Raw genomic sequence first — 24,872 nt, 5'->3', positions numbered from 1 at the left:
TACAATTATGAATATAAATCTCCTAAAATCAACCTTTAATAAAAAACAGCGCGCTATACACTAACTCCCCGCTAAGGTGCGGCGGATCGTGAGTGGCGGCTGTCTGTGCTTCCAATTTGCAAAAGCTTAAAGTCCGTGCTGCCGCTGAAGGCAGGCGCTGCGCTGCTATTCTAAATGGCGCTGCGCCCCGGAGACGGACGGGGCGCTGCCGAGCCAGGAGGCGCGGATATCCCGCGCCTCATCCCAGGTCCGCCGGGCGGCGATTGCCCGCCACAGCGGACCCAGCCAGCGGGCGGCGGCCGTGTAGCCGCCCAATCTGCGCAGCTGCGCCTCCAGCGGAGGCCAGGCTGCGCGCAGCGGGGTTTTGTCGCCGCTGTAGTAGGCGGCATGCAGGTCTTCCCGGTCGAGCGGGCGCAGCGGCAGGTCTTCGTAATGGCTCACGATCAGGTGAGCCAGGGCGACCGCGCCTTTGGCAATGACCGGGGAGACCAGGAAGCTCGGCAGGGTCCGGTACTCGAAGCCGCCATGCGGCTGCCGACGGAAATCGCCGAGCACGCCATAACGGGGACGGCGGGCCGCAGCCCGGACGTCCTCCAGCAGGAACATAGGCAGCGCGAGATAGTTGTCGAGCGCGCGCAGGAGCGGCGCACACAGCGTGACGCCGCTGAAGTGCAGGTGGCCGCCGAGGGCCCAGCCCCGCAGCGGCATGCCTCCCGCCCGCCAGCAGAGCGAGCGGTCGGCAATGAGCCGGTCCGCCTCGCGCGCGGCGGACATGAGCTGCGCCAGCAGCGCCCGCGGTTCACCGCGCGGCGCGGGGCGCAGCTCCGCCACCGGGAACACGCCGTGCGTTCCCGGGGGTCCGGCATCGCAGCCCGCGATGCCGTCCGTGGGCAGGTGCCGCGACGCCGGCACGACGCGGCCCGTGGATGCCCGGAGCAGCAGGAACTCCGGGTCCATGCCCATCAGCAGCCCGGGGCGTCCGGGCGGCTCAAGGGCCAGCAGCCGGTCCAGCCCGGCGGAAGCGGTCCGGTACGGCTCAGGCAGCGGCGTGCCGGGAACAGGCATCAGCGGAGCGATGCCTGTCACCGCATACCGCCGCCCGCCCATGGCCCGCAGCTCCACCTCGCCGCTGTCCAGTCCGAGGCTATACAGCGCCCTCACCGCCGTCGTGTAGAGTACACCGGCCGTGCCGCGCGCTTCTCCGCTCCGCTCTGCTAATCCCGCCTGTTCATACCCGCTCCAGCCATCGGCACGCCTTCCCTCACTTCCATCCTCCCTCTGCTCTCCAAGCTGCCCATGCCCGGCTCCGCTCCGCCCCGCTAATCCCGCCTGTTCATCTCCACTCCATCCATCAGCGCGCCTTCCCTCACTTCCATCCTCCCCCTGCCCTCCAGGATACGCCTGACTCGTCCTATACTCTATCCTTCCAACTGCATCTACGCCATTCCGTATTTCGCCACTGCCACGTAACACTCCGCCCATGGCTGCGCCGGCCCCGAACGGGCGGCATTCCAGCACTGCCAGATTGAAGACCGCCACCCGGTAATGCTGTCTGTAGCTTCCAGAGTCTTGTCCCAGGGAATATGTAATATGATCTTTCGTTTCCTTGTTCCGGGCCTGCCGTGCGAGCGCAACCGGGTCCGCCTCAATCCCGCAGCGCCGGAGCCTGTGTTCAATCTGATCCGGTGCCAGACCCCGGAATAAGTGAAGCCCCTCATTCATGACTTGGCCTCCGTCCATCAGAATAGGTTCAAGCCGCGCCAACTGCATTTTCCGCCTCAAACCCACATTTGACTAATTTCAGGTGCACTAATCCCCTTCATCCCCTCATTTCACCCACACCCGCTATATTCAAGTGCACCATTACACCACATTCTCTCTTCTATCCATAACCGCCGTCCCCAATCACACATCCCCCTATCCATCCTGCCAGTCTCTCCACCCCCCAAGAATAAATAAATCCCCTTTTTTCAAAAAAAAGAGGGCATTCGCCCTCTTCGCCGCTGCCCTCTCTACATATAATGGATCATATCCCGCACAGTGACAGCGGCAAGCGGCGCCTTGCATCCTACAACTCATCATCCAGTGCGTCAGGGTCCAGATCATCGTAATCGAAGCTCTCGCCTTCAAAATCATAATCCTTGTCTTCCGGATCATCACCCAGATCGCTGACATACACGCGGACCTTGGTCTCAGCCACCAGCTCCGCCTCGAACTCGCGTTCCACCCGCAGTGTCACACTGCCGCCGCCCGGCGATACTCCGGCTTCCACGCAATTCGGTTCCTGCGTTGCCTCCGCAGAGACCTGCGCTGTGGAAGCACGGTGTCTCGGGTCGAGATACGACAATGGAATGAGCTCCACATAGGAGACCGTTTCCTTGGCGACCTCAGTCTGTTTGTTTTTGTCGTACGAATACCAGATGTTCACATCATAGGTACCGATTACTTCGATTCCGTTCCCGGCGGCAACCGCTTCGTACTGGTGGTTAATAATCCATGCCCCCAGAATACTAGTCGGATGATGTGGCGGAGTCACGGTATGAGTTGCTGTAGAGAACTTACGACCTTTGCCGCAAACTGCCTTCGTAATGATCTCCCTTGTTTGACGTTTATGGCTTAATGACATCTTTGAACCTCCTCCATACAATCATTCACTATCAAGTGTATGCACGTTCTGGGCATTTGTTGATTGTTAGAGTAGAAATAAATTTGGGTAAGCCCCCGGAGCCCGTTTATTCATCCCTCTGGTTCATTTTATTGCCGGATTCTGCCTGTTATGAGTCCTCAGCTCCGAAAAAAAAGCAGCGCCTCCCCAAACCAGGGAATCGCTGCTTCTATATGTTGTGCACCATCAGGTCCGGTAAATGGGTTACTGCGGCAGCACACGGACCACCCCGAGCTGCCGGTGGCGGCTAAGGTCAATGAAGTCTTCGCCGATGTTCACCAGCGGACGCAGCGGATCATGGGCCAGAATCATGATGATTTTGCCGATCTGCCCGTCTGTGAGCAGCACATCGTTGCCGATCATCGACTGCATGAGCTTGTGAATGAACACGCTGCAGATATACGGGTCCAGCTTGCCGTAGACATTGTCATCCATCTGCTTCAGCACCTCATAGAGCGGCGCGGCGTTGCGGTAGAAGCGGTCGGAGGTCATCGCGTGGAACACATCCGCCACCGCTACAATTTTGCTGAAGTCGGTAATCCGGTGACCCATCACGCCGAACGGATAGCCGGTGCCGTCCATCCGTTCATGATGCTGCAGGGCGACCAGTGCCTGCATGTGAGTCGTGCCTGGTGTATCACGGATCATCTCATAGCCGAACGTCGTATGCTTCTTCATCAGCTCATATTCTTCGCTGTCCAGCGGACCGGGCTTGGTCAGAATCTCAGCCGGGATCATCACCTTGCCGATGTCATGGAGGGTTGCGGCGGTCGTCAGCATACTTAGCTCCTCCGGCTTCAGCTTCAGCCATTTGCCGAGCAGAGTGGAGATAATCCCCACCGCCACATTATGTCTGTATGTATAATCATCCTTGGTCTGCAGCGCTGCCAGAATCCCGTAGAAATCATTCTTCTCGCTGACCTGCTGGATGAACGGAATTACTTCATTTCTGATCTCCAGCATAGGCAGCCTTTTGGTCTTGGTGTAGCGCAGCTCCTCGAAGATGCTCTCCATCGCCGCCGTGCACTCATCCACGGCCAGCTGATAGAACGCAGCGCTGTCCACCTGCAGCACATCCTGCGGCGTAAGAAAGATCTTGTGCTGTGTGATCAGACGGATATGCTCGCTGTTTAACAGGGTCATAGCCGGGAGCACAAATACGCCGCTATGATTGAAGAGGTTGGCTGCAAGCTGTTTTCCGATATATTGTTCATTGCTGTTGTTCATATTTCTTCACCTGCCAGTGCAGAAGTTCACCGGAGTGAACCCCGCTATATTGGAAAGCTTCGCGGCTTACGGTAGAGCCATCTATCAGAACTATGAAGTGCGGGCTGGATCTGCGGATGCCTGGGCATGACGGAACAGACCCGCTCACTTTTTGTGCTTATGTTTCTTATCGTTATTTTACACCGTAATGTGAATACTTGAGCTATATATTTCCCGCTGAACTTACACTCACAGCTTGCCGCCCGCAGGTTGCTTGTCCTTGACCGGACGTCCTTCAACCGGACTCTTGTAGCGCTTCGCAATCTTCAGGTACAGTGCCAGCTCCCGGCACAGCTGCAGGATCGCCGAACGGATCTCGAATTCCTCGCGTGAATCCGGCAGCTCCATCTCCTGGAATTCCTGCTCCAGTGCTTCCAGCAGCCGCTCGGTCCGGCCAGTGTATTCCTCAGCCAGCACATCCCCGCTAAGCTGGTCGAACAGCTCCGCCACCATATCCCCGTGCGGCAGCTGGCGGTAGACCTGGGAGAGCAGCTGCATCATGTTCTGGATGGACTCTAACTGCTCCTTGCGCATATAGAAGTAGACATTCCAGGCTTCATCCGGGTGGATCACATGATTCTCCATTTCCCTCGCAGCGGCATTCAGCCCCTTCTGAACTGCTTCTCCAGCGCCAATCAGCTCCTTCCCGTCCCACAGGTAGCCCGGATCACGCAGCGTGCGGGCCATCTGGCGGAAGATGACCGAGAAATAGCCGTCCACCTCCTTGCGGATACCGGCCATAATCCCCCCGGCGGGCGGCATATAAGCGAAGTTCACGAGTCCGGCCGAGCCGAGTCCGATCGCCAGCAGCTCGATCTGCTGCAGCAGAATATGAACTGTCAGTTCAGCTTGTCCGAATACGCGGAAGACAATAACCGAGCTGGTCACAATCCCTTCCTTGAAGCCGGAGCGGACGATCAGCGGGAAGCCGAACAGTACATACAGTCCGAGCACCCAATAATGAAAGCCCAGGGTGTAGAACAGAATACAACCCAAAAAGAGCCCTACCAAAGAGGCGAAAAAGCGTGCCGTAATGGTACGAAGACTCCGTTTGCGGGTGGTTTCCACCCCGAGAATGGCAAGCAGCCCCGCGCTTTGCGCATTCGGGATGCCTGCGGCGGCTGCCAGCAGAATGGACAGCAGAGTTGCAGCCGCCGTTTTGATGATCCGAAATCCCATGTAAATATCTCTCCTACCGGCGCATAATTCAGATAAAGATATAGTCATGGTACAAGATTTTGCCAAGAGACACAATATTACATGATTCTTACCTTCTCGACAACAGCAGCTTCTCCACATACACCACGAGCTGATACATTGCCGTTGCCACCGCTGCGATAATCAGCAGACTGGACATGACCAAGGTGAAGTTGAACACCTGGAAGCCGTAAATGATCAGGTAACCAAGCCCCGATTTGGCCACCAGAAACTCTCCGACAATGACCCCGACCCATGACATCCCGACATTCACCTTCAAGGTGGAGACTACAGTGGGGAAAGACGCAGGGAGGATAACCTTGCTGAATTCCTGGCTTTTGGATGCGCCGAAGGACCGGACGACCTTGACCAGATTCGGGTCCACGCTGCAAAAGCTGTTATATACCACAAGCGTCGTAATAATCACTGTAATCGATAATGTAGTGACAACAATTGCGGTGAAGCCGGCCCCGAACATGACGATGAAGATCGGGCCCAGTGCAACCTTGGGCATACTGTTGAAAACAACCATATACGGGTCCAGGACCGCGGACAGAAAAGGCGACCACCAGATGATGACCGCGAGCAGCGTTCCCAATAATGTACCCAATACAAACCCTACCGCAGTCTCCCCGACGGTCATGCCCAGATGAGGCCACAGACTGCCGCTGGCCATGTCCTCCCAGATCTGCCGGAAGACCTTCGTCGGATAGCTGAACAGCAGCTCATCAATCCAGCCGAGCCTCGCTCCCGCTTCCCATAACACAAAGAACAGCACCAGCAGGCTGCTACGGACGATCAGGACCTGGCTCCGGCGGCGGTGCTTCTGCTTCCGGTAGTCCTCATGCTTCTGCTTCAGCCAATGGGCACGGGAGTCCGCTTGCGCAGGTGCTTCTATACTCACATCTCATCCCTCCCAGCCAGCTCCATTTCCTTCCATATCTCGTGAAAAAGCTCCGCGAATCCCGGCAGATCCCGCGCATACAGCGGCGGGGTGCTCCGGATCGCTTCCGGTACATGAAACACCTTGCGGACCCGGCCGGGGTTGCGCTGCAGCAGAATGACCCGGCTGCTGACGGCAATCGCCTCAGACAGGTCATGGGTGACCAGAATCGCTGTTGTCCCCCGGCGCAGCAAGGTCTCGGAGACGAGATCCTCGAGCTGCAGCTTAATTTGGTAATCCAGCGCAGAGAACGGTTCATCCAGCAGCAGCAGGCCGGGATCGGTCGCCAGCGTCCGCACCAGAGCGACACGCTGGCGCATCCCTCCCGAGAGCTGGGCCGGATAAGCCTTCTCTTTGCCAGCAAGCCCCATATCAGCGAGCAGCTGCAGCGACTGGGCCCGTGAGCTCCCGGTCAGCCTGCCGGTCAGCTCCAGGCCGAGCAGCACATTGTCCTGAATGGTTCTCCAGGGGAACAGATAATCCTGCTGGAGCATATAGCCGACCTCCGGTGAGGGTCCCGTGACCGGACGTCCGCTGAGCAGCACCTCACCTCGCGAAGGCTGCAGCAGCCCTGCGATGATCGACAAGATCGTCGTCTTGCCGCAGCCGCTGGGTCCGACCAGGCTGATGAACTCGCCTTTACCGACAGTGAGATTCAGATCCTCAATCGCAAGATTAGCCTCGCGGTCTCCCAGGTAGGCGTGTGTGATGTCCTTCAACTCCACTACTGGAAGCATATTGGCCCTCCTATACGTTCTGTGTTGACGGATGGTGAAGCATAGCGGACATCAGTCCTGCCTACTTCACGCTGCTCTCCGCTTTCTGTGCGAAGCTGTTATCGACGATGGTATCTGCCGGAATCCGTTCCTTCAGCTCCCCGGCATAGTCGATCACATCCAGCAGATTGTTCCATTCCTTCTCATCAATGACCGGGTTCACGGCATAGGTATCCTGTTCCTTGTAGCGGCTGATGGCAGAGATTACAATGCTCCGGTCCGTCTTGTCAAAATACGGCATGACCGCATCCGCAATCTCCTCAGCGCTATGCGATTTCACCCAGAGCTGGGCCCGCTGGACGGCATTGGTGAATTTCTGCACAGTCTCCTTGTTCTTGCTGATGTAGCTCTGCTTCGCCATGAATACGGTATACGGCAGATAACCGCTCTCCACCCCGAAGGAGGCCACCACCTGCCCCCGGCCCTCCTTCTCGAAGATGGATGCCTGCGGCTCGAAGAGCTGCACATAATCTCCTGTCCCGGAAGCAAATGCGCCGGCGATGTTCGCAAAATCAATATTCTGGATCAGCTTCAGATCCTTCCCGGCATCGATCCCCTTGCTCTTTAACGTGAAGGCGCCGGCCATCTGCGGCATTCCCCCTTGTCTCTGTCCCAGGAAGGTTGAGCCCTTGACTTTGTCCCATGAGAAGTTATTATCCGGTGTACGTGCGAACAGGAAGGTCCCGTCCCGCTGGGTAAGCTGGGCGAAATTGATGACCGGATCATCCGCCCCCTGCTGGTATACATAAATAGAGGTTTCCGAGCCGACCAGTGCCACATCGATGGCCCCGGAGAGCAGCGCCGTCATTGTTTTGTCCCCGCCCGGTATCGTCTGCAGCTCCACATCCAGTCCTTCATCCTTGAAGAAGCCTTGAGACAAGGCCACATACTCAGGCGCGTAGAACACGGAACGGGTCACTTCGCCGATCTTCACCTTAACGGCAGCAGAGTTCCCGCCGCAACCGGCGATGACCGCAAGGCTCAACAGCATCAGTAACGGCAGTGACAGCCTTAGCTTGATTTTCATTCGATCTTCTCCTTTCTTCCCGGGTCTTCCGCCCTTGCTCTATGCATATGCGGGAGTCTATGGAAAGGTTAAAGAGTCGTATCGCATCTTAGATCCATAAAAATAGCCAGTCTTCCTGAAGGAAGGCTGGCAAAGTGTGTCTGAACGGGAGCTAATCTCCCTCTTTAATTGGCGCAGCATTGATGAGCCATTCGACAAAAGCATGACATAGCTCCGCCCGGGTGAGCGGGAACGCAATCATATAATCGTCTCCGGGTTCACAGCTGCTGCGCAGAAGCCAGCTTCCAGTCTCTGCTTCAATGAAGGAAGCCTGCTGAAAATTCCAGCTTTCGCCTTCCCGGGAGCATAGCCGCAGCTCACCGGAGGCCGTCTGGGCTTTCATTGATCCAGCCAGTCTGGCAGAGCTGGCCGGATCGCCGGTCTCCGCACCCAAGCTTTCGGCCAGCACGCACAAGGTCCAGCCCTCCGCCCGGTCACGAATCTCCTCGAACCGCCGTCTGGACAGGAAGAGCGCCGGTACAGGTATAGTCCGGGCCCGCGGCTGGCCGGGGCAATTGAACAGATATTCACAGGTCCCGATTGTCTCCTCAGGCAGGTTCAGTTCATAGCCGAAGGCGTCCTCATCCTGCATTCCCGTAATGATTGTCCGGTCCTCCAGCACCTGCATACAAACATCCTGAAGGACATCGCCCTCATCGAACCTCAGCCTGCAGATCCGCAAGGCGCCGGGGGCTGCCCGGATCAGACTGTCGATCTTGGGCCCTCCGGCTGGGCCCGGGAACAGAAAAGCCGCCAAACAGGCCACATCCTGATTATTCACATTCATAATCCCTTCCTTTATCGCTGAATCCATGTTTTTATATATTTTATATAAATAAGCAGCAGTCAGTAAGTAGTAAGCCTATGAAACTTGCAATCTTTATGTTATCATAAGCTAATTTTAAGGTAAAATTAAGAAAGAGAGGGTAAGATCATTAGCATGAAATACTTTTAGCGAGGTGATTTCAATGACAATGCTTATCACATTTCAAAACAAACGTGTACCCGTATATTTCACAACCGAAAACAAACAGCCGACCCAAAAAGTACTTCGACTGCTCAACAGCACGCTTGAACTCAAAATTCAAAAGGGGAAAAACGCCCTGCAGAAATGTCTGAATTCTCTGATCAGTATTGAAATTAAAGGCTCAGAAGCTATATTGCACAGTTACAGTGAAAATGATACATTGGCATTATCCCTCTACTAAACAGAGGGATATTTTTTTATCTCAAGCGGAAACAGTTATGCCGCCCTTTTTAAGGACGGTACCGTAAAATTTTGAAATTTAAAAAAGCACACGCCTGCTGGGCAGGGAGTGCTTCGTCTATATGGGCTGCAGCAGATGCCGTCAGCCGATCCGCAGATGCTGTTTCTCTTCTTTTTCCGCCTTATGAATCCGTAATTTGAACAACTTCACCAGGTTGCGCCGGGTATGCTCTTCGTGACAGTTGTCCAGCTTCTTGAGGATAAACCGGTCAATGGACATGTCAATCGCTCCTTTGAATGGGGGCTCAATCCTTATATTTCCTATATAACCGGGGGGTTGATGCCCTAAACTTGTCCTGGGAACAGTCCGATACCCTTGTCGAAATCAGCAGACTACATATGGACAGGCATGCGGTAAATCGAATGGAAGCAACCGAAGATATAGTAGGCGTGCAAAGACAAGCTCTTTTCTGTCGAAAAAAACTTTTTATCCTGCGGATATTTACAAACAAAAAACTAAATGCTATATTATCGATAGTTAATATTAAATATATACCTAAGGAGAAATCATAATGTCTAATGTACTGTTTATCAAAGCTAACAACCGTCCTGCTGAGCAAGCCGTAAGTGTACAGCTCTACAACGAATTCCTGGCCAGCTACAAGGAGACTCATCCGCAGGATCAGATTACCGAGCTCGACCTGTTCGCTGAACAGCTTCCATACTATGACAACACGCTGATTACAGGTATCTACAAGGCTGCTCAGGGCTACGAAGCCACTCCTGAAGAAGCCGCAGGTGCTGCACTGGTGAAGAAGTACCTCGACCAGTTCCTGGCTGCCGACAAGGTGGTCTTTGCCTTCCCGCTGTGGAACATGACTGTTCCGGCAGTTCTGCACACTTACATCGACTACCTGAACCAGGCTGGCACTACCTTCAAGTACACCGCTGAAGGTCCTGTAGGACTGCTGACCGGCAAGAAGGCTGCCGTGCTGAATGCCAGAGGCGGCGTATACTCCGAAGGCCCGGCAGCAAGCGCAGAGATGGCCGTTAACTTCATCCTGGGCAACCTGAACTTCTGGGGCTTCAAAGAGATTACACAGGTCATTATTGAAGGTCACAACCAGAACCCGGACAAATCCGCAGACATTATCGCTTCCGGCCTGCAGCTCGCGAAGACAGCAGCAGCATCGTTCTAATATAGCCTGACACCGGAAACAACACATTAAGGCCCCGCAGCTAAGAATAGCTGCGGGGCCTTAACTCATTCACGGAGATTTCACCGCCCGTTCAATACTCCTCCAGCACCTGCTGCCAGCTGCCGCCCTTGGCCCGGGGCGGCTTGCTCTTGGAGGCAGCAGCCATCGTCTTACGCTTCTGCTTCGCTTCCTTGCTGTTCTGGTACTGCAGCTCCTTCTGCGTCTTGCGGTAGCTCAGCAGCCGCTTCTCCTCCAGCTCTCCGCTGGCCAAGGCGGCCAGCACGGCACAGCCTTCCTCGCGGGTGTGGCTGCAGTCACTGAAGCGGCAGCCTGCGGCAAGCGTGCTGATCTCTCCAAAGGCCAGCTCCAGACCGCCGTCATCCTCCCACAGCTGCAGCTCACGCATCCCCGGCGTATCGATGATAATGCCGCCGTCCGGCAGGGCGAACAGCTCACGGTGTGTTGTCGTATGACGTCCGCGGCTGTCCCCTTCCCGGACCTCCTGGGTCAGCTGCAGCTCCCGGCCGCTGAGCCAGTTGACCATTGTCGATTTGCCGCACCCGGACGAGCCGGTTAAGGCCACCGTCTGGCCGCTGCCGAGATAAGGCAGCAGCGCTTCCCGCCCTTCACCCTGCACAGCGCTGACCGCATGGACCGGAACTCCGGGTGCGGTCCGCTCCATCTCGGCTATTTTGGCATCCGCATCTGTGCAGAGATCTGCCTTGGTCAGCAGAATCACCGGATTCGCCCCGCTGTTCCAGGCCATGATGAGATACCGCTCCATCCGCCGTACATTGAAGTCATCATTCAGTGCGCTGACCAGGAACAGGGTGTCCACGTTGGACGCTACGATCTGCTCCTCCTGATTCGGGCCCGGCACTTTACGCGAGATGACGCTGCGGCGGGGCAGCACGGCATGAATTACGCCATGGGCTCCCCCATCCTGCACGGACAGAGCCACCCAGTCTCCGACCGACGGATAATCCCCGGACCCGGCCAGTGAATGCCGCAGCTTGCCGGACAGCTCGCCCCACATCTCCCCGCTTCCCGTAATTACACGGTATTTGCTGCCGAAATCACCGGAGATTCTGCCGGGCACCAGCTCCCGTGCGCTATCCAGCGGCTTCAGCATTTCTGTCCATTTGCTCTTCCATTCTTCATTCCAGCCATATTGTTCAATAATCATCCAATTCCTCCTGAATCGTTATTATCCGTCTATATAATAACGGTTTGTTCCCTCACTGTATCTCTCCGGGCAGTCTTAGCTCTCATAACAAATAAACCGCCGGAACCATTAGGTTCCGGCGGCAGTCACAGCAAGCTCAAGGCAAGCACTCCAACCGGAGAACGCTGCCTGTAGCCTGCCGGGTGCAGACTTATCCTGCACACCAAAAAAGCCGCCGGAACCGATACGGTTCCCGGCGGCTCTAAATTTCGAATCAGAGCTTACCTCCGGTGCTGGACAAAACTATTCCACAGCACCCGATCCCGGAAGACACGTATCCACAACAGTTGCAACCATCCCTGCAAAGCTTGTATGAACTGTCATAAAACATCGTCTCCTTCCGAAAATAATATGCTGTAATCATAATCATAGCAGCGGCTGTTTGTCAAGGGCGGGTATTAAAATCACTATAAAATCCGCTGAAGCTCGTCCAGCTCCTGAATGGTGGCAATAGGCCGGGCCTTGAGCGAATCATCCCAGGAATGGTTGCGCTGCAGCCAGATCGTCCGCATACCGGCCCGGGCCGCCCCCTCGATATCATTCACCGGATGGTCGCCGATGAACACAGTGTTCCCGGCAGCTGCGCCAAGCCGTTCCAGGGCTAACTGATAGATAGCCGGGTCCGGCTTCCAGATCCCGGCTTCGCCGGAGATTACGATTGTGCGGAAGTAGCCGCGCAGCCCGAGCCGGTCGATTTTGCCATATTGGATGTCTCTGCTGCCGTTCGTGACCAGCCCCAGCGGATATCCGCGGTCCCGGCAATATTCCAGTGTCTCCACCGCATGCTTCATCACCGCCCCGTGGCCGATATAGGTCTCGTCGTAATACTCCCTGATCTCTGCCGCTGACACCGTCTCCTCCCATGGGAGAACCTCGCTTAGCTCGGCGAAGAACCCGTCCTTGTCGCGGTAGCCGTCCGCATCCCGGACGATCATATCCTCCACAACCCCGGCCGCCTGCTCCTCATTCAGATGGCTTAGGAACCTCTCAACAAACGCCCTGCTGAAGCTGCGGAAGGTCTGGTCCCGGTCCATCAGCGTATTGTCCAGATCAAACAGCAATGCCTGTACCTCTCTCATGCTTACATCCCCCTGTGTATTCGATTCTGGCAGTCTAGCATCAGAGATTCATTGTACTACGGCCCGGGGAACGAAGAAAAGGCTATTTCCGCTTCAGAGGCTGTAAGCCTCCTTCCACAGAATAGCCTGTATATTCCGGATAAGCTCAGCGCACTTTTAGGATTCAAAATGCTCCGGGCGATGCGTCAGCATCATTTCCTCGTCGGTAATGTAGAGCGGAAACGGCGGAGTCTCCTTCAGATAACGCTCCGTCGCCAGCAGGCGGTAGTGCACCTCCGGCAGCCAGGCATCCTCAAGCAGCGGCAGCTTGCCGGTGTCACTGATGTAATTATCTACCGCCGACTGCACCATATCCAGATAATACGGAACCAGCTTGTCAGCCTCTTCAAAAATCTCAAACGTCTCGCTCGACATATAGAACTTCTGCTCCGGGACGCCGCCCAGATACCTCTTAAGCCGGCTCAGATCAATGCTCTTATCCTCCTGGATCAGAGCGGTGCGGTTAATGGGAGCGGGCATATCTTCTTCAAATTGCCTCACAGCCTGTTTGATCTGCGGCAACGTTACAGTAGGGGCGACGGGTGATTTATTTTTTTTGGCACGTTTGAATAGCATACTGAAAATCTCCTTTCCTAAGGATCTGTCAGATAACGCTTACAATTACATTTTATTCGTTATTCTAACAATTAATCAGCAGTTTCACACTTGTCACAAAAAATCCCCATCAATTAGATCATTATTTGACATTTTCCCAGTGAGTCCAGAGCTCCGGCGGGTTCAGCTCATAACGGTCATTCTCCCGGTACATGAACTGGTGCATGATGAACTCACGGCGGATCGTAGCGTAATCATCGTGAAACGGCTTGATAAACTCGTTGATCTCTCTCTCCGAATAGATCACTCCGGGTTCGAGCTTCTCAACCATGTATTGCAGCGCAATCAGCTTCTTCTTGTACTGCGAGGGGATCTGCCGCAAACGGCCGTCCTTGGCAAAAAAATTGCGGAGCACAGATTCCTTCAGACTGTGCTCAGGTGATACTTCCTCCATCTCTTCCACCCCCTTGGCAAAAATAAATTTCAGCGAAGCGTCAGAGCCTACCTGGATAAACTCGGGATTCAGCTTAAAATAAACGATGTTCTTGTCCCTGCGTTCCGAAATCAGAGCAGCTTCGCGCAGCTTGGCGGCATGATGCGTAACTGTGGGCTGGGACAGATTCAGCTTCTCGGCCAGCGCATGTCCGTGCAGCTCACCTCTGGACAAGAGGAGCAGCATCTTCAGCCGGGTCGGATCGGATAAGGCCTTGTGATAAGCGACGATTTTGTCTAATTGCAAACGGACCACACTCCAGTAAATAATCCTGAATACTTATTTTAGATATATATCTAATTATATACCCATATTAGTCATCCTGCAACCATTCATTCGCCCCTTTTGGCCCGCAATAGCAAAAAACAAAAATATAATGTACCATTTACTGAATAGAATACTAACCTGGGAGGACATAGTGATGATGAAAGACGTTATTATTATCGGCGCCGGCCCCTGCGGGCTCTCCGCCGCCATAGAATGCCAGCGCCAGGGGCTGTCCAGCCTGATTATCGAGAAGAACTTCATTGTGCACTCCATTTACTTGTATCCGACGAACATGCAGTTTTTCAGTACTGCACCGCTGCTTGAGATCGGAGATGTGCCCTTCACCTCTCCGAATGACAAGCCGTACCGCCATGAGGCGCTGGTCTATTACCGCCGCGCGGCTGCCCAGCATAAGCTCGATATCGCCGCCTATGAAGAAGCGCTGTCCGTCCAGCCGCAGGAAGACGGAACATTCCTCATACATACGGTCAACAAGCGCGGTGAAGAGCAGACCCGCAGCGCAGCGAATGTGGTCATCTCGACCGGCTACTTCGACCAGCCGAACCTGATCGGGATTCCAGGGGAGGAGCTGCCCAAGGTAACCCACTATTTCGGTGAAGCCCATCCCTATACCGGGATGAAGGTCACTGTCATTGGCGGCAGCAACTCGGCGGTGGATGCCGCCCTGGAGCTGATCAGAGTCGGCGCGAAGGTGGACATGGTCTATAGAGGCAGCAGTATCTCGGATAATATCAAGCCCTGGGTGCGTCCGGTATTCGAGGGTATGGTGCAGAAGGGGAACATCACGCTGCATCTTGAATCCCGCGTGACGGAGATAACCCCGGCATCTGTCGTTGTAACCGGCGCCAGCGGGGAGAGCCGTGAGCTTGATAATGACTTCGTCCTCGCCATGACCGGCTTCCGTCCAAGCAGAGCCCTGTTATCCTCCGCCGGCGTGCTTATGGACGACTCGCTGGATAAGCCGGCCTTCGACCCGTCCACAATGGAGAGCAATATTCCCGGCATCTATGTCGCCGGCGTTATCGCTTCGGGGCGCAATGCCAATGAAGTGTTCATTGAGAGCGGACGCGGGCATGGCAGGCTGATTGCCGATCATATTGTAAGCAAACGGCAGAAATAGAGAAGGAGTGTGTTCTCTGTAATGGATATCACCTCACTACTGCTGCTGGGTCTGGCGGCACTGGGGATTATCAGCAGCAACTCCCCGATCACCATCGCGATGGTGGTGCTGCTGCTGATCCGGGTGCTCGGGCTGCAGCAGGCTTTTCCCTGGCTGGAGAAGTACGGGCTGACCGCCGGCGTGATCATCCTGACCATCGGGGTCATGACACCGCTCGCCAGCGGCAAAATCTCCTTGCAGACGGTAGGCCAATCGTTTCTGAACTGGAAGTCGCTGGCCGCTATCGGCGTGGGAATGCTCGTCGCTTACCTCGGCGGACGCGGTGCGGCCCTGATGGGCAGCCAGCCGACCATTGTCGCCGGACTGCTGATCGGCACAGTTCTTGGCGTGGCCCTGTTCAAGGGCGTGCCGGTCGGGCCGCTGATCGCCGCCGGCATCCTGTCCCTGCTGATCGGGCGGATGTAGGCTGACGCTTCCTGAATCTAACCGCAACAGGCTGCAAGCCACCGATCCGGGTGAGCTTGCAGCCTGTTTGATTAAGGTGCAGATTCTTGGCGGGCTCTGCTTCTGCTAGACATTCAGGTGCTGTACGTTGAACAGCCGCGCATAGCTGCCTCCAAGCCCCATCAGCTCCTCATGGGTTCCGCGCTCGGTGATCTCCCCGTTCTCCAGCACAATGATCTGGTCCGCATGGGTGATTGTGGACAGCCTGTGGGCGACAATCAGCGTGGTCCGCTCGGAGGAGAGCGCCTGCAGCGCCTGCTGGATCAGATGCTCCGATTCCAGGTCGAGCGCAGAAGTCGCTTCATCCAGGATCAGCACCTTGGGATCCTTCAGGAAGACGCGGGCAATCGCCACCCGCTGCTTCTGTCCGCCGGATAACTTCACTCCGCGCTCTCCGACCTCGGTATCATAGCCCTCCGGCAGCTGCATGATGAAGTCATGGGCGTTCGCTGACTTGGCCGCCTGCACAAGCTCCTCTTCCCCCGCGTCCGGATTGCCAAACAGAATGTTATCGCGGACCGAGCCACTGAACAGGAAGTTATCCTGGAGCACCATCCCCACCGTCCGCCGCAGGCTCTCCTGGGTCAGCTCCCGGACATCCCGTCCGTCCAGGCGGAGACTGCCTTCGCTGATGTCGTAGAAGCGCGGAATCAGGCTGATCAGCGAGGATTTGCCGCCTCCGCTCATCCCGACCAGAGCCACCGTCTGCCCCGGAGCTATGCTGAGATCAATATTACGCAGCACCCAGTCGTGCTCATCCCCGTATTTGAACCAGACCTTGCGGAATTCTATCTCCCCGGAGGCGTTCAGCAGCGGCTGCGCTCCCGGCGCATCGACTATATCATAAGGCTCATTCAGCAGCTCAAGCACCCGTTCAAGCGAAGCGGAGGCCTGGGTCAGCACGGTCGAGGAATTGATCAGGCGGCGCAGCGGCGCATACATCCGGTCCAGGTAGCCGAAGAACGCCACGAAGGTGCCAAGGGTCAGATGGCCCTGGATCACCTGATAGCCCCCGTAACCGATGACAAGCAGCGGCGCAATATCGGTCAAGGTATTAATAATGGCGAAGGTGAAGGCGTTCCAGCGCGTCTGGGCCATCGCTTTTTGCAGGAATCTGCCGTTGATGTCCTCGAATTGCCGCTGGTCCACCCGCTCCATTGTGAAGCTCCGGATCACCGCAATCCCCTGAATCCGCTCATGTAAATATCCCTGAATGACGGCAAGCGCCTGGGACCGGTCCTTGGTCAGCACCTTAAGCCGTTTGTACAGTGTGTTCACGGCGATCCCGTAGAGCGGCAGCACCGCAATTGCCACCAGCGTCAGCACCGGATTGAGATAGAGCATGAACCCCAGCGCGAACAGCAGCGTGAACATATCCAGCCAGACGTTCATCATGCCCACTTCCACTAAGTTCTTCGACTGCTCCACATCGTTGATGAATCTGGAGATGGCCTCACCTACCTTCGTATTCTGGTAGTAGCGCAGGGAGAGCCGCTGCAGATGGGCATAGAGCCGGTTGCGCATATCAAATAACACCTTGCTTGTGATCCATTGGGCGAAGTACTGGCGGTAATACTCCACCGGGCCGCGGACCAGGATGAACAGCACGAGCGAGCCGCCCAGCACCATCATCAGCTTAGAGACTCTCTCCGCCACCGGCAAAGCGGGATTGCCCAGCAGCTCATCAACCACATACTTCAGAATCATCGGCAGCGTCAGCGGAATGCTGAACTTGACCATCCCGATAATCAGGGTAACAATAATCAGCTTCATGTACGGCCTTACGAAGGTAAAATATGATTTCCATGACTTCACAGCTCTTCAGGTCCTTTCCAATTCGTTCTTTATCAGGGCACAGTTGACATTTGCGCGCTGCAATGTTTTGATATTTTTATTAGCAAGAAGTGCAGTACCGAAATTCAGGAGGATAATGATGCCCAGACAATTTGTGACGGAAGCCGTCATGATGGCGATTTACGGCCAGCTTCTCAGCCCGCGAAGCCCTGTAGAATATATAGTGCCTTATACCACAATCATGGAGCTGTACGAGCTGCGGGACAGCAAGGAGCCTGTGATGAGCCAGGCGGATGATGACCAGCATGTCAGACTCCGGATCCGTGAGCTGATTGACTATTTCGAGGAACCGCTGAATGCCAAGAAGATCAACCGCTGCCTGAATATTCCCTGGGCCAAGAGCTCCGGCATTCTGCTGGGCGGCCAGGCACAGCTTACGATTATCAACAGCGTAGATAATGCCTCCTACGGGGAAGCGTTCGACCCGATTGAGACTGAGCTGCTGCTGACATCCCAGCGTGAGAAGTTGCCGATTCTTACCGACCAGTTCGAGCTGATTCAGCGCATCATCGAAGGCGGAGTCCCCGTCCAGGTGTATGATATCGACGATTTCGAGTTCGCGATGGAGGAAGAGACCTTCCGCAGCTCCCCTTGATGCCTTCCGGTCTGTTCCGGTGAATTCCTACCCTATCACCCCGTGCAGAAGCCCTTGCCTTGCGGCAAGGGCTTCCACGCTTCCCGCCCCCTGCGGGAGCCGGCCATGCGCTGCATCTATTCAGCTCAGACGACCGGCACCGGCTCATACCGGTATTCAATATCATCCTCAGCTTCTGCATAGACAATGGACAAATTGTACCCTTCCAGATACCACAGGTCCTGCTCTTCCATATAGAAAGTAAGGTGATCCTGCTCGAACGCTGCAGCGGGACGGGCCGGCTGCTCGTTTGCTATCCCCAGCGAGAAGCCGGGATGCAGGCCGCCGCCGGAGCTGTACCGGGGAAACAACCGGATATGCGCCCCGTCCCGGAGGCTAAGCTCCCGCTTGAACCAGGCGGCTGCCTGCGGACTAATCATGATGTTCATCTCAATACCCTCCTCCCCTATCTCTCCATCATACCCAAAAAACATCCTTTTACCAAATGCCTTGTTTAAGAAGCATCTCAAAAATACATTTGACATTTCTCAAAAGGTGATGATAAACTCTGAACATAACGAAACGTCTTCAATTAATTACCACAAACAAGAAAGGGTGATCTCGGTGTTTAACATTGAATTGGTGTACTTCCCCGTCGATATGGACAGCAACATTCAACTGAATACCGAAGCAGCCCGAGCAGTGGAGAATTGCTGAGATTCATGCGTGTTCCGCGTACCGTATGAGTCACAGTCCGGATTCATCTCTTCCATGTCTCTGTGCTGCCTACAGCACCGTGGACATGATAGCCGCAATTACAGGCGTATCATCCGTTTATGGATGGTACGCTTTTTTGTGTGCTGCCTTAGAGTAACCCGCTGCCTGTAACCATTGAATCTGTTCGTTAATTAAACCGGCCAACCATTATTCTACACACGAAAGGAAGGGATTTCCCTTGTTCTCTGTACTCCGCGATCTCGGCTGGTTCTTCCGCCGGGAAAAAAGGCGCTATACCATAGGCCTTATTCTTCTCATTGTGGTAGGTGTGCTTGAACTGCTGCCTCCGCGTCTGCTGGGCAACGCCATTGACGACATCGTCACCGGCTCCATTACCACAGGTTCCCTTATGAAGTACATCGGCATGATCATCTTCATGCTGCTGGCGATTTACTGGATCACCTACATATGGATGCATAAGCTGTTTGGAGGCTCCAACCTCGTCGAGCGCCTGCTGCGCTCGCGCTTCATGAACCATCTGATGACAATGACTCCCGCCTTCTTCGAACGGAACCGGACGGGCGATCTGATGGCCCGGGCCACAAATGATATCCGTGCGGTGGCGGTCACCGTCGGCTTCGGCATGCTGACGCTGGTGGATTCGACCGTCTATCTGACCGTTGTGCTGTTCGCCATGGGCTTCCTGGTGAGCTGGAAGCTGACGCTGGCAGCGGTCATCCCGCTTCCGCTGATTGCAATAGCAATGGTCTTCTACGGCAAAGCTATTCATGACCGGTACAGCCTGGCCCAGGATGCCTTCGGCGACATGAACGACCAGGTGCTGGAATCGGTATCCGGCATCCGGGTCATCCGGGCTTATGTGCAGGAGCGGCACGACGAGAAGCGCTTCTCTGACATTACCGATGATGTGTACCGCAAAAATATGGCGGTGGCGCGGGTCGATGCCTTCTTCGAGCCAACCATCCGCTTCTGTGTAGGCCTCAGCTATATTATTGCGCTGACCTACGGCATCTACCTCGTGTTCCGTAACCAGATCACGCTTGGAGACCTGGTCTCCTTCAATATGTATCTCGGCATGATCGTCTGGCCGATGTTCGCCATCGGCGAGCTGATCAATATTATGCAGCGCGGCGGCGCTTCGCTGGAGCGGATCGACGAGACGCTGAATGCCAAGCCTGATGTCAAGGATGTGTCTCATCCGGTGAAGGTCGATTATCCGACTTCAATCGAACTGAAGGATGTGACCTTCCGCTATCCCACCTCTACCGTGGACAATCTGAGCGGAGTCAGCCTCTCCCTCTCCCAGGGCCAGACGCTGGGCGTCGTCGGACGGACCGGCAGCGGCAAATCGACGCTGCTGAAGCAGTTGCTTCACGAATATCCTGCGGGTACCGGCGAGATTCTGATCTCGGGCGTACCGATTACCCAGATTGCCCTGGATCAGCTGCATGGCTGGATGGGCTATGTTCCGCAGGAGCAGATTCTGTTCTCCAAGTCGGTGCGTGAGAATATCCAATTCGGTTATTCCGGGGCCAGCGATGAGCGGATTATGCAGGCCATTACCGCCGCTGCCTTCCAGAATGACCTCGGCACCTTGTCAGACGGTCTGGATACCATGGTCGGCGAACGCGGCGTCTCCCTCTCCGGGGGGCAGAAGCAGCGGGTATCGATCTCCAGAGCCTTCATTGCCGATCCCGACATTCTGATTCTGGATGATGCGCTGTCCGCCGTGGATGCACGGACGGAAGCGAAGATTATTGAGAATATCCGCGAAGAGCGCAGCGGCAAAACAACGCTCATCTCCACCCACCGCCTCTCGGCTATTGAACACGCGGATCTGATCGTCGTCCTCGACGGCGGGCATATTACCGAGCGGGGTACCCACCAGGAGCTGCTGGAGCTGAACGGCTGGTACCGTGAGCAGTTCGACCGCCAGCAGGTGGAGAATAACCTGACGAATGAATAACAACCAACAGGAGGTGTCACCGTTGAAACAGAGTACCGGCAAACGTCTGCTGCAATATGCACTGACCGCCAAAAAGACCTTCATCGCAGCCCTGCTGCTCCTCACGATCGGAGTCGCGGCCGAGCTGGCCGGGCCATTCATCGCCAAGAGCATGATTGACAACCATCTGCTGGCTATAGAGAAGCCCTACTTCCAGACGGCTTCGCCCAAGGATGCTGCTGAATATAACAACACTTACTACAAACGCGGTGACCGGTTCGCCGAAGGTGAAGCCAAGGGGCAGGAGGTCCGCCTGCTGCAGGTGGGCCGGAGCTTCTACTTCATCAATGAGGCTGTAACGCAGGCCGAAGGAGCGCGGAGCTTCACAGACGGGAGCGTCCAGGTCAAATACGGCAACCAGATCAGCGTCTATCCGGCAGTCAAGTTATCGGCAGGCGAGCTGTTCTCTTTTTACCAGCCGGAGCTTCCCGGAATCTATGAACTTGTAGGCCTGTATGCCCTGTTCCTGGTGATCTCGATTATTGCCGAGTTCGGCAAAACCTACTGGCTCCAGTCCTCGGCCAACCAGGTCATCCGCAAGCTGAGAACCGATGTCTACGCCCATATCCAGCGTCTACCGGTGCATTTCTTCGATAATCTGCCGGCAGGCAAGGTTGTCTCCCGGGTTACCAATGATACGGAAGCAGTCAAGGATCTGTTCATTGCCGTGTTATCCAACTTCGCTACAGGGATTATCAACATCACCGGTGTCTATGTGGCTCTGTTCCTGCTTGATGTGAAGCTGGGGCTGGTGAGCTTGTTCATCGTGCCGGTCATTATTCTCTGGATTGTGCTGTACCGCAAGATCGCGACCAAGTACAACACGATTATCCGCTCACGGCTGAGCGAGATTAATGCGATTATCAATGAATCCATTCAGGGGATGTCTATCATCCGGATCTTCCGCCGCCAGAAGCAGAGCAGCGCTGAATTCGAACAGCTAAATGACGATTATCTGAAGTACCAGAACAAAATGCTGAATCTGAATGCCTTCACCTCGCACAATCTGGTGAACTCGCTGCGCAACCTCTCGTTCGTGCTGGTGCTGTGGTATTTCGGCTTCGGCAGTATGAACGGTTCCACCTTCGTCTCCCTGGGTGTCCTGTATGCCTTCGTCGATGTGCTGGGCCGGATGTTCCAGCCGATTACAGGCATGGTCAACCAGCTCGCCAATCTGGACAGCTCCATGGTCTCGGCCGGCCGCGTGTTCACGCTGATGGATGAGCCGGGAGTGCCGGTTACTGACGGTTCCATGCCGCGTTACAAGGGCAATGTCGTGTTCAAGGATGTCTCCTTCGCTTACAAAAAGGACTTCGTCCTTCGCGACATCTCCTTCGAAGCGCGCCCGGGTGAGACCGTGGCCTTGGTCGGTCATACCGGCTCCGGCAAAAGCTCGATCATCAACCTGCTGTTCCGGTTCTATGATCCGCAAAAAGGCAGCATTACGATCGACGGTCAGGAGGTCACAAGCCTGCCTAAGCAGTGGCTGCGCAGCCATATGGGCATTGTGCTGCAGGACCCTTATCTCTTCACCGGAACTATTGCCTCCAATGTCAGCCTCGGTGACGAACGGATCTCCCGGGAACGGGTGGAACGGGCGCTGCGCGAGGTAGGGGCCGACAAATTATTGTCCCATCTGCCGCAGGGCTTTGACGAGCCCGTTATTGAGAAGGGCAGCACATTGTCCGCCGGACAACGGCAGCTAATCTCCTTCGCCAGAGCGCTCGCCTTCGATCCTGCGATTCTGATTCTGGACGAGGCGACCTCCAATATCGATACAGAGACGGAGAGCATCATCCAGCAGGCGCTGGAGGTGCTGAAGAAAGGCCGCACCACCTTCATCATCGCCCATCGTCTGTCGACGATCCGCAGTGCTGATCAGATTCTGGTGCTTCACCGTGGCCAGATTGTCGAACGCGGCAGCCATGATGAGCTGATGGCGCTTGGCGGAAGATACTTCCGCATGTACCAGCTCCAGCTCGGTGCAGGCGCCGGAGACCTGTCAACAGATCCCGTAGCCGCTGCTTCTGCAGGGAATGCCGCTCCAGCGGGACTGCGTCCTTCCGTGGAGCTGTAATTTCTGTCTTCCTGAAATCCCCTTAGCATCCGCCCCCTGAGCTGCGAAGCTTCAGGGGGCTTCTTCTTGCTTGTCATCGGAACACTTGTTCTGTATAATGATAGGCAATACATAATATTGGATGAGGTGATAGCGGTGATAACCTACAAGCTCAGCAAGCGGCAGGCGCGGCTCTTCCTGCTGCGCCACCAGCGGCTGGTGGCGGCCGGAGGAACCGGAGGCAAGCAGGGCATTTATGATTATGTGCGCCATGTGGGCTGTATCCAGTATGACCCGCTCAGCATTGCCGGTCATAATCACGAGCTTGTATTGCAGGCCCGGATTCCGGACTTTGTACCGGCCATGGCGAATGAGCTGCTCTACCGGGACAGAGTGCTGATCGATGGCTGGGACAAGAATATGTCCATCTACTGCACAGAGGACTGGCCCTACTTCCAGCGGCGGCGGGAAGCCGCTGCCAGACACCGGCACAACGAAGCGATGGCGGCTATGGTGGCCCATGTCCGCGAGGAGCTGGAATCGCGCGGGCCGCTCTCTTCCCTGGATCTGGAGAGCCGGGAGAAGATCGCCTGGGCCTGGGCCCCGGCGCGGCTCTCCCGGGCGGCCATGGAGAGCATGTACTTCTGGGGAGAGCTGTCCATCCACCACCGGGTGCATACCCGGCGGTACTATGACTATACGTCCAAGCTGCTGCCGGCTGAGCTGCTCAATGCCAGCGATCCCAACACGACCCTTGAGTCGCATTTCGACTGGTATGTGCTGCGCCGCATCGGCAGCATCGGCCTGCAATGGAACCGGTCCGGCGACGGCTGGCTCGGCATTGCCGGGCTGAAGAGCAAGGAGCGGACAGCCTCGGTTCAGCGCCTGCTGCAGAGTGATCTGCTCCGGGAGGTGCAGGTTGAGGGCCTTAAGCTTCCGCTCTATGTCCGGACGGCGGATACCCCCGTGCTGGAGGCGGTGCTTCAGGAGGAGTCCGCTGATGTCCCACAGTCTGATGCTGAAGCGCAGCCTCAGACCCTTTCCGGCGGAAGCTCCTTCGCCGCCCTGCTGGCACCGCTCGACAATCTGCTGTGGGACCGGGAGCTGATCCGCCAGCTGTTCGGCTTCCATTACCGCTGGGAGGTCTATAAGCCGGTGCTGGAGCGGGAGTACGGCTATTATGTGCTTCCTCTGCTCTACGGTGACCGCTTCATCGCCCGGCTGGAGCCGGTGCTGAATAAGAAGACCGGCATTCTCGACATCATCCGCTGGTGGTGGGAGCCTGGGGAAGCCCTTGAGCGCGGAATGCTTCCTGCCCTCCTTCAAGCCTTCCAGGCGCTGATGCGCTCTACCGGCGCGACCGGCATACGGTTCGCTCCTGAGCTTATTGTGGCCTGCGGGCTGCAGGAGCTGGAGGCATCCCTGCCGGCAACGCTGGCCGTGCAATAACAAATAGAGACCTGTCCGAACGCAGCATTGGTGCGCAAGGAGCAGGTCTCTTTTAGGTAAATACAGATATGCAGTTTAGCGTAGCTGCTCTTCCTCCAGCCCGAGCTTGCCGTACATCTCAGTGCAGTAGCCCTGCAGCTTAATCTCCAGCCTGCTCGCCTTATTCTTGAAGCGTTTCAGCTCACGGATCATATGCGCCCGGCCGGCCGGGGTGAAGGTCTCCTGAATCCGCTCCTTGAAATAGTCGTGGACAATATGGTTGCGTTCCTTCCACACGGCCTGCAGCTGGACTGTCTCTTCTTCCGAGAATGGGAAGTGATGCTGGATTTCTTTGATGAGCTGGCCGAGTGAATTGCTAAGCTTGCGTTGATACAATTCCGCGATTTCGGCGTCTGTCGGTGTTCTGCCCTGCGACAGCTTCGTCAGCAGCAGCAGATTCGTCAATTGCTGCTCCAGCGCCTGGCAATAATAGACGGCCAGCCCGAAATATGCGAATAGCTCTTTGGATTGTTCACTCTCCGGTATTTGTGTATCCTTCATCGTTCCTCCCCGTTCTTAATCTGTTTATTGGTCT

At 55.8% G+C, this 24,872-nt stretch carries 24 protein-coding genes; 8 read left to right on the top strand and 16 right to left on the bottom strand.

Features of this window, described 5'->3' with window-relative positions; all coding sequences use genetic code 11:
- Window positions 1-165: 165 nt before the first annotated feature.
- From K1558_RS10715 to K1558_RS10680, 8 genes are all read right to left on the bottom strand, one after another.
- Window positions 166-1,722: a putative amidoligase domain-containing protein gene (locus K1558_RS10715; RefSeq protein ID WP_238651564.1), complete on the bottom strand. Its 1,557-nt coding sequence runs from the start codon at window positions 1,720-1,722 to the stop codon at window positions 166-168.
- Between the two features lie 346 nt (window positions 1,723-2,068).
- Complete coding sequence (locus K1558_RS10710; RefSeq protein ID WP_238651563.1) at window positions 2,069-2,626, bottom strand: outer spore coat protein CotE; 558 nt, start codon at window positions 2,624-2,626, stop codon at window positions 2,069-2,071.
- Between the two features lie 243 nt (window positions 2,627-2,869).
- Window positions 2,870-3,892 (bottom strand): HD-GYP domain-containing protein, encoded by a 1,023-nt coding sequence (locus K1558_RS10705; protein WP_238651562.1) that lies wholly within the window; start codon window positions 3,890-3,892, stop codon window positions 2,870-2,872.
- Between the two features lie 228 nt (window positions 3,893-4,120).
- Window positions 4,121-5,110: an aromatic acid exporter family protein gene (locus K1558_RS10700; protein ID WP_238651561.1), complete on the bottom strand. Its 990-nt coding sequence runs from the start codon at window positions 5,108-5,110 to the stop codon at window positions 4,121-4,123.
- 88 nt (window positions 5,111-5,198) lie between these two features.
- A complete protein-coding gene (locus tag K1558_RS10695; protein ID WP_274528528.1) occupies window positions 5,199-5,987 on the bottom strand; it encodes an ABC transporter permease in 789 nt (262 codons plus the stop codon).
- A 41-nt stretch (window positions 5,988-6,028) separates the two neighbouring features.
- Window positions 6,029-6,808, bottom strand: a complete 780-nt coding sequence (locus tag K1558_RS10690) for an ABC transporter ATP-binding protein (protein ID WP_238651559.1) — start codon at window positions 6,806-6,808, stop codon at window positions 6,029-6,031.
- A gap of 61 nt (window positions 6,809-6,869) precedes the next feature.
- Window positions 6,870-7,874, bottom strand: a complete 1,005-nt coding sequence (locus tag K1558_RS10685) for an ABC transporter substrate-binding protein (protein WP_238651558.1) — start codon at window positions 7,872-7,874, stop codon at window positions 6,870-6,872.
- A gap of 151 nt (window positions 7,875-8,025) precedes the next feature.
- Window positions 8,026-8,700, bottom strand: a complete 675-nt coding sequence (locus tag K1558_RS10680; protein WP_238651557.1) for a hypothetical protein — start codon at window positions 8,698-8,700, stop codon at window positions 8,026-8,028.
- A 181-nt stretch (window positions 8,701-8,881) separates the two neighbouring features.
- Between K1558_RS10680 and K1558_RS10675 the strand changes: the two genes are divergently transcribed.
- Window positions 8,882-9,121 carry a hypothetical protein gene (locus K1558_RS10675; protein WP_238651556.1) on the top strand — a complete coding sequence of 80 codons (240 nt, stop codon included), beginning with the start codon at window positions 8,882-8,884 and terminating at the stop codon, window positions 9,119-9,121.
- Window positions 9,122-9,262: 141 nt separating this feature from the next.
- Here the strand turns inward: K1558_RS10675 and K1558_RS10670 are convergent, their stop codons facing one another.
- Window positions 9,263-9,400, bottom strand: a complete 138-nt coding sequence (locus K1558_RS10670; RefSeq protein WP_238651555.1) for a hypothetical protein — start codon at window positions 9,398-9,400, stop codon at window positions 9,263-9,265.
- Window positions 9,401-9,692: 292 nt separating this feature from the next.
- Between K1558_RS10670 and K1558_RS10665 the strand changes: the two genes are divergently transcribed.
- Window positions 9,693-10,319, top strand: coding sequence for an FMN-dependent NADH-azoreductase (locus K1558_RS10665; RefSeq protein WP_238651554.1), 627 nt, complete (start codon window positions 9,693-9,695; stop codon window positions 10,317-10,319).
- A gap of 91 nt (window positions 10,320-10,410) precedes the next feature.
- Here the strand turns inward: K1558_RS10665 and rsgA are convergent, their stop codons facing one another.
- From rsgA to K1558_RS10645, 4 genes are all read right to left on the bottom strand, one after another.
- A complete protein-coding gene (gene rsgA / locus K1558_RS10660; RefSeq protein ID WP_238651553.1) occupies window positions 10,411-11,505 on the bottom strand; it encodes a ribosome small subunit-dependent GTPase A in 1,095 nt (364 codons plus the stop codon).
- Between the two features lie 446 nt (window positions 11,506-11,951).
- Window positions 11,952-12,623, bottom strand: coding sequence for an HAD family hydrolase (locus tag K1558_RS10655; protein WP_238651552.1), 672 nt, complete (start codon window positions 12,621-12,623; stop codon window positions 11,952-11,954).
- A 156-nt stretch (window positions 12,624-12,779) separates the two neighbouring features.
- A complete protein-coding gene (locus K1558_RS10650) occupies window positions 12,780-13,238 on the bottom strand; it encodes a DUF3939 domain-containing protein (RefSeq protein ID WP_238651551.1) in 459 nt (152 codons plus the stop codon).
- 121 nt (window positions 13,239-13,359) lie between these two features.
- Window positions 13,360-13,956: a DUF2087 domain-containing protein gene (locus K1558_RS10645; protein ID WP_238651550.1), complete on the bottom strand. Its 597-nt coding sequence runs from the start codon at window positions 13,954-13,956 to the stop codon at window positions 13,360-13,362.
- A 178-nt stretch (window positions 13,957-14,134) separates the two neighbouring features.
- Between K1558_RS10645 and K1558_RS10640 the strand changes: the two genes are divergently transcribed.
- The gene (locus K1558_RS10640; RefSeq protein WP_238651824.1) at window positions 14,135-15,118 is read left to right on the top strand and encodes a YpdA family putative bacillithiol disulfide reductase; all 984 of its coding nucleotides are present in this window, start codon (window positions 14,135-14,137) and stop codon (window positions 15,116-15,118) included.
- 21 nt (window positions 15,119-15,139) lie between these two features.
- Window positions 15,140-15,583 carry a DUF441 domain-containing protein gene (locus K1558_RS10635; RefSeq protein WP_238651549.1) on the top strand — a complete coding sequence of 148 codons (444 nt, stop codon included), beginning with the start codon at window positions 15,140-15,142 and terminating at the stop codon, window positions 15,581-15,583.
- Window positions 15,584-15,688: 105 nt separating this feature from the next.
- Here the strand turns inward: K1558_RS10635 and K1558_RS10630 are convergent, their stop codons facing one another.
- A complete protein-coding gene (locus K1558_RS10630; protein WP_338019686.1) occupies window positions 15,689-17,437 on the bottom strand; it encodes an ABC transporter ATP-binding protein in 1,749 nt (582 codons plus the stop codon).
- Between the two features lie 118 nt (window positions 17,438-17,555).
- On the opposite strand from K1558_RS10630, the gene K1558_RS10625 reads away from it, so the two are divergent.
- Entirely contained in the window at window positions 17,556-18,071 is a 516-nt protein-coding gene (locus K1558_RS10625; RefSeq protein WP_238651547.1) for an ADP-heptose synthase, read from the top strand.
- A gap of 125 nt (window positions 18,072-18,196) precedes the next feature.
- Here K1558_RS10625 and K1558_RS10620 read toward each other — a convergent pair whose 3' ends face one another.
- Entirely contained in the window at window positions 18,197-18,499 is a 303-nt protein-coding gene (locus K1558_RS10620) for a HesB/YadR/YfhF family protein (RefSeq protein WP_238651546.1), read from the bottom strand.
- A gap of 506 nt (window positions 18,500-19,005) precedes the next feature.
- Here K1558_RS10620 and K1558_RS10615 point away from each other — a divergent pair.
- From K1558_RS10615 to K1558_RS10605, 3 genes are all read left to right on the top strand, one after another.
- The gene (locus tag K1558_RS10615) at window positions 19,006-20,754 is read left to right on the top strand and encodes an ABC transporter ATP-binding protein (protein ID WP_238651545.1); all 1,749 of its coding nucleotides are present in this window, start codon (window positions 19,006-19,008) and stop codon (window positions 20,752-20,754) included.
- A 22-nt stretch (window positions 20,755-20,776) separates the two neighbouring features.
- Window positions 20,777-22,870, top strand: a complete 2,094-nt coding sequence (locus tag K1558_RS10610) for an ABC transporter ATP-binding protein (RefSeq protein ID WP_238651544.1) — start codon at window positions 20,777-20,779, stop codon at window positions 22,868-22,870.
- A gap of 135 nt (window positions 22,871-23,005) precedes the next feature.
- Window positions 23,006-24,298 (top strand): DNA glycosylase AlkZ-like family protein, encoded by a 1,293-nt coding sequence (locus K1558_RS10605; protein WP_238651543.1) that lies wholly within the window; start codon window positions 23,006-23,008, stop codon window positions 24,296-24,298.
- 75 nt (window positions 24,299-24,373) lie between these two features.
- On the opposite strand, the gene K1558_RS10600 is transcribed toward K1558_RS10605, so the two are convergent.
- A complete protein-coding gene (locus K1558_RS10600) occupies window positions 24,374-24,838 on the bottom strand; it encodes a hypothetical protein (protein WP_238651542.1) in 465 nt (154 codons plus the stop codon).
- Window positions 24,839-24,872 lie beyond the last annotated feature (34 nt).

Source organism: Paenibacillus piscarius (assembly GCF_022234545.1).
GTDB lineage: Bacteria > Bacillota > Bacilli > Paenibacillales > Paenibacillaceae > Paenibacillus_AQ > Paenibacillus_AQ piscarius.
This window is presented reverse-complemented; position numbering and strand designations above follow the sequence as displayed.

Excerpts from the sequence above, each read along its gene's own strand:
- K1558_RS10715 (WP_238651564.1), bottom strand. The coding sequence starts at position 1,722 with ATGAATGAGGGGCTTCACTTATTCCGGGGTCTGGCACCGGATCAGATT.
- K1558_RS10710 (WP_238651563.1), bottom strand. The coding sequence starts at position 2,626 with ATGTCATTAAGCCATAAACGTCAAACAAGGGAGATCATTACGAAGGCA.
- K1558_RS10705 (WP_238651562.1), bottom strand. The coding sequence starts at position 3,892 with ATGAACAACAGCAATGAACAATATATCGGAAAACAGCTTGCAGCCAAC.
- K1558_RS10700 (WP_238651561.1), bottom strand. The coding sequence starts at position 5,110 with ATGGGATTTCGGATCATCAAAACGGCGGCTGCAACTCTGCTGTCCATT.
- K1558_RS10690 (WP_238651559.1), bottom strand. The coding sequence starts at position 6,808 with ATGCTTCCAGTAGTGGAGTTGAAGGACATCACACACGCCTACCTGGGA.
- K1558_RS10685 (WP_238651558.1), bottom strand. The coding sequence starts at position 7,874 with ATGAAAATCAAGCTAAGGCTGTCACTGCCGTTACTGATGCTGTTGAGC.
- K1558_RS10680 (WP_238651557.1), bottom strand. The coding sequence starts at position 8,700 with ATGAATGTGAATAATCAGGATGTGGCCTGTTTGGCGGCTTTTCTGTTC.
- K1558_RS10675 (WP_238651556.1), top strand. The coding sequence starts at position 8,882 with ATGACAATGCTTATCACATTTCAAAACAAACGTGTACCCGTATATTTC.
- K1558_RS10670 (WP_238651555.1), bottom strand. The coding sequence starts at position 9,400 with ATGTCCATTGACCGGTTTATCCTCAAGAAGCTGGACAACTGTCACGAA.
- K1558_RS10665 (WP_238651554.1), top strand. The coding sequence starts at position 9,693 with ATGTCTAATGTACTGTTTATCAAAGCTAACAACCGTCCTGCTGAGCAA.
- rsgA (WP_238651553.1), bottom strand. The coding sequence starts at position 11,505 with ATGATTATTGAACAATATGGCTGGAATGAAGAATGGAAGAGCAAATGG.
- K1558_RS10655 (WP_238651552.1), bottom strand. The coding sequence starts at position 12,623 with ATGAGAGAGGTACAGGCATTGCTGTTTGATCTGGACAATACGCTGATG.
- K1558_RS10650 (WP_238651551.1), bottom strand. The coding sequence starts at position 13,238 with ATGCTATTCAAACGTGCCAAAAAAAATAAATCACCCGTCGCCCCTACT.
- K1558_RS10640 (WP_238651824.1), top strand. The coding sequence starts at position 14,135 with ATGAAAGACGTTATTATTATCGGCGCCGGCCCCTGCGGGCTCTCCGCC.
- K1558_RS10635 (WP_238651549.1), top strand. The coding sequence starts at position 15,140 with ATGGATATCACCTCACTACTGCTGCTGGGTCTGGCGGCACTGGGGATT.
- K1558_RS10625 (WP_238651547.1), top strand. The coding sequence starts at position 17,556 with ATGCCCAGACAATTTGTGACGGAAGCCGTCATGATGGCGATTTACGGC.
- K1558_RS10620 (WP_238651546.1), bottom strand. The coding sequence starts at position 18,499 with ATGAACATCATGATTAGTCCGCAGGCAGCCGCCTGGTTCAAGCGGGAG.
- K1558_RS10600 (WP_238651542.1), bottom strand. The coding sequence starts at position 24,838 with ATGAAGGATACACAAATACCGGAGAGTGAACAATCCAAAGAGCTATTC.